The organism is Actinosynnema sp. NPDC023658, from assembly GCF_040639995.1.
In the GTDB taxonomy this organism is placed as follows: Bacteria; Actinomycetota; Actinomycetes; order Mycobacteriales; family Pseudonocardiaceae; genus Actinosynnema.
The window spans coordinates 1-2,282 of the sequence record NZ_JBFAAX010000880.1 but is presented as its reverse complement, the minus strand read 5'-3'; the positions used below and the strand labels follow the sequence as shown (position 1 = coordinate 2,282).

Sequence of the window (2,282 nt, the reverse complement as noted above, 5' to 3'; positions counted from 1 at the left end):
CGGCGCTCGCCGGCCCCGCGACCGCGTCCTACGTCGTCGCGGAACTGCCCGGCCTGAACGGCTTCCCCCGCCACTACCCCACCGACGTCAACGACCTCGGCCAGGTCGTCGGCAGCGCGCAGGGCGACGGCGTGGTGCACGCCGTGCTGTGGTCGCCGCGCGGTGGCGTGGCCGACCTCGGTCCCGGCCTGGCTGGGGCGATCAACCAGAGCGGCCGGGTGCTCGGGCTGGAGAGCGCCGGCGTGCAGAACTCGACCCGGATGTGGACCTGGTCGGGTGGTGAGCGGCAGCCCATCACGCCGCCGGGCGCGGCGTGGGCGTTGGCGCAGGTGATCAACGACAGCGGCGCCGTGCCGATGTCCTACTCGATGTCCGCGTCCACCAGCGCGCAGCAGCGCGCCGCCGTGTGGGACGGCGCGCAGCACGTGACGCTCCCGGTGGCCGGGGACTACGTGGGGATGTCCGCGATCAACGACGCCGGCGTCGTGGCCGGGGGCTACGCCTCGTTCGCCGGCCAGGAGTTCGCCGGCGTCCGCTGCGACGGGGGCACGTGCACCGAGCTCGCGCCCGGACCGGGCTACGGCCCGTACGGCGTGGAGGCGGTCAACGGGGCGGGTGTCGTGGTCGCCAACCGGGGCATGGTGGCGCTGCGCTGGGAGGACGACGAGCTGGGCGTGCTGTCCGAGACCGGTCGGCTCGCGCACGGCAAGCAGTCCCTCAACGAGCGCGGTGACGCGGTCGGCTGGGTGCTGGACGACGGCACCCCCCGCGCGGTGCTGTGGCCGGCCGGCGGCAAGCAGGTCGACCTGGACGTGCCCGCGCCGTCCGAGGCGATCGCGATCAACGAGCGGGGCGACGTCGTCGGCTACACCTCGACGCCGGACCGGTCGGTGACCCGCGTCTTCCTCTGGCACGCGGGCGAGGTCACCTACCTGGACTCGCTCGGCGGCTCGTACAGCATGCCGGTCGCGATCAACGACCACGGCGTCGTGGTCGGCCAGAGCACCACGGCCGACGGCACCGAGAAGGCGGCCCGCTGGACCCCGGTCACGACGACCCTGGTCCGCTGACCCGCGCCGGGCCCCGGGCGCACGTCGTCCGGGGCCCGGGTCAGCTCATCCGGGCGTTGCGGTACAGCCGGACGGCGTTGCGCATGGCCATGGTCACGGTCATCGAGCCGACCCGGGGGACGAAGACCGACGCGCGCTCGACGACGTCGTCGGCGAAGTTCTTCATCGTGGAGAAGTTCAGGCACACCGCGCCGGGCTTGATCTCGTCCGCGCGCACCAGCGGGAAGTCCCGTGACGGCACGCCGGTCACCACGACGTCCGCTTCGGCCAGGGCGGTGGCGCGGTCGACCTCCGCGGTGTCGACGTGGTGCCCCTGGATGCCCGCCGCATGGCGGAAGGCGAGCGAGCCGGAGACGTCGAACGACGTGACCTCCGCGCCGTCGTTGGCCAGCATCGCGGCGAGGGGGCGGCCGACGATCTCGCTGCGGTTGAAGACGCAGGCCTTCACCGACGCCAACGGCGTGTCGCCCTCGCCGCGGAACGCGCCCGCCTCTCCCAGCAGCTTCATCACGGCCAGCGGCGTGCAGGGCAGCACGGCGCGTCGGAGGCCCGCGTCGTCGATGAAGCGCCGGTTCTCGTACAAGCACCGGCTCCAGAACGAGTGCAGGCCCTCGACGTCCTTGCGCGGGTCGACGAGCTCGCGCAGCCAGCGGTCGCGTTCGGGGTCGCGGACCGGGTAGTAGACGAACACGCCGTGCACGCCGTCGTCGGCGCTCGCGTCGCGGACGGCGGTCTCGATGTCGTCCGGCCGCGGGGTGCGCAGGTCGAAGTCGATGCCGACCTCGGCGCACGCGCGGCGGGTGTACTCGGCGTAGGTGCGCGCCGGCCGGTCGCCGTCGACCAGGAAGCCGACGACGGTGAGGCGTTCCGGGATCGCCGCGAGGTCGGCGCGGATCTCGGCGCGGATGGACTCGGCCAGCTCGGCCGGGTCGATGGTGCGGGCGGTCATCGGTGCTCCTCGATGCGGGTGTGCGCGGCGGTGGCGGCGCGTCGTGCGGCTTGCAGTCGTGCGGTGAGCGCTTGCGCCGTCGGGTCGTCGTCGCCCATCAGCGCCACGTTGGCCTCGGCTCCGCGCAGGGTGGCCAGGACCGACCCGAGCAGCAGGTCGGCGCCGGCCCGGACGTCGCTCACCACGCCGCCCGCGACGACGGGCAGCACCGAGAACGCCCAGTCCAGGGCTCGCACCGCGTCGCCGCCGCCCGCCCCCGGCCC

At 74.2% G+C, this 2,282-nt stretch carries 2 protein-coding genes and 1 pseudogene; 1 reads left to right on the top strand and 2 read right to left on the bottom strand.

Features of this window, described 5'->3' with window-relative positions; genetic code table 11:
• Nucleotides 1-1,070 (top strand): annotated as a pseudogene (locus AB0G02_RS35930) (hypothetical protein); the annotation flags it as partial.
• Between the two features lie 40 nt (nucleotides 1,071-1,110).
• On the opposite strand, the gene AB0G02_RS35925 reads toward AB0G02_RS35930, so the two are convergent.
• Nucleotides 1,111-2,019 (bottom strand): bifunctional methylenetetrahydrofolate dehydrogenase/methenyltetrahydrofolate cyclohydrolase, encoded by a 909-nt coding sequence (locus AB0G02_RS35925; protein ID WP_360803642.1) that lies wholly within the window; start codon nucleotides 2,017-2,019, stop codon nucleotides 1,111-1,113.
• A partial coding sequence (locus tag AB0G02_RS35920; protein ID WP_360803639.1) for a hypothetical protein occupies nucleotides 2,016-2,282 on the bottom strand: 267 nt, incomplete at its 5' end. The genes AB0G02_RS35925 and AB0G02_RS35920, both read right to left, overlap by 4 nt.

What these genes read in the sequence shown, in the direction of transcription:
- AB0G02_RS35925 (WP_360803642.1), bottom strand. Translation starts at nt 2,019, where the DNA reads ATGACCGCCCGCACCATCGACCCGGCCGAGCTGGCCGAGTCCATCCGC.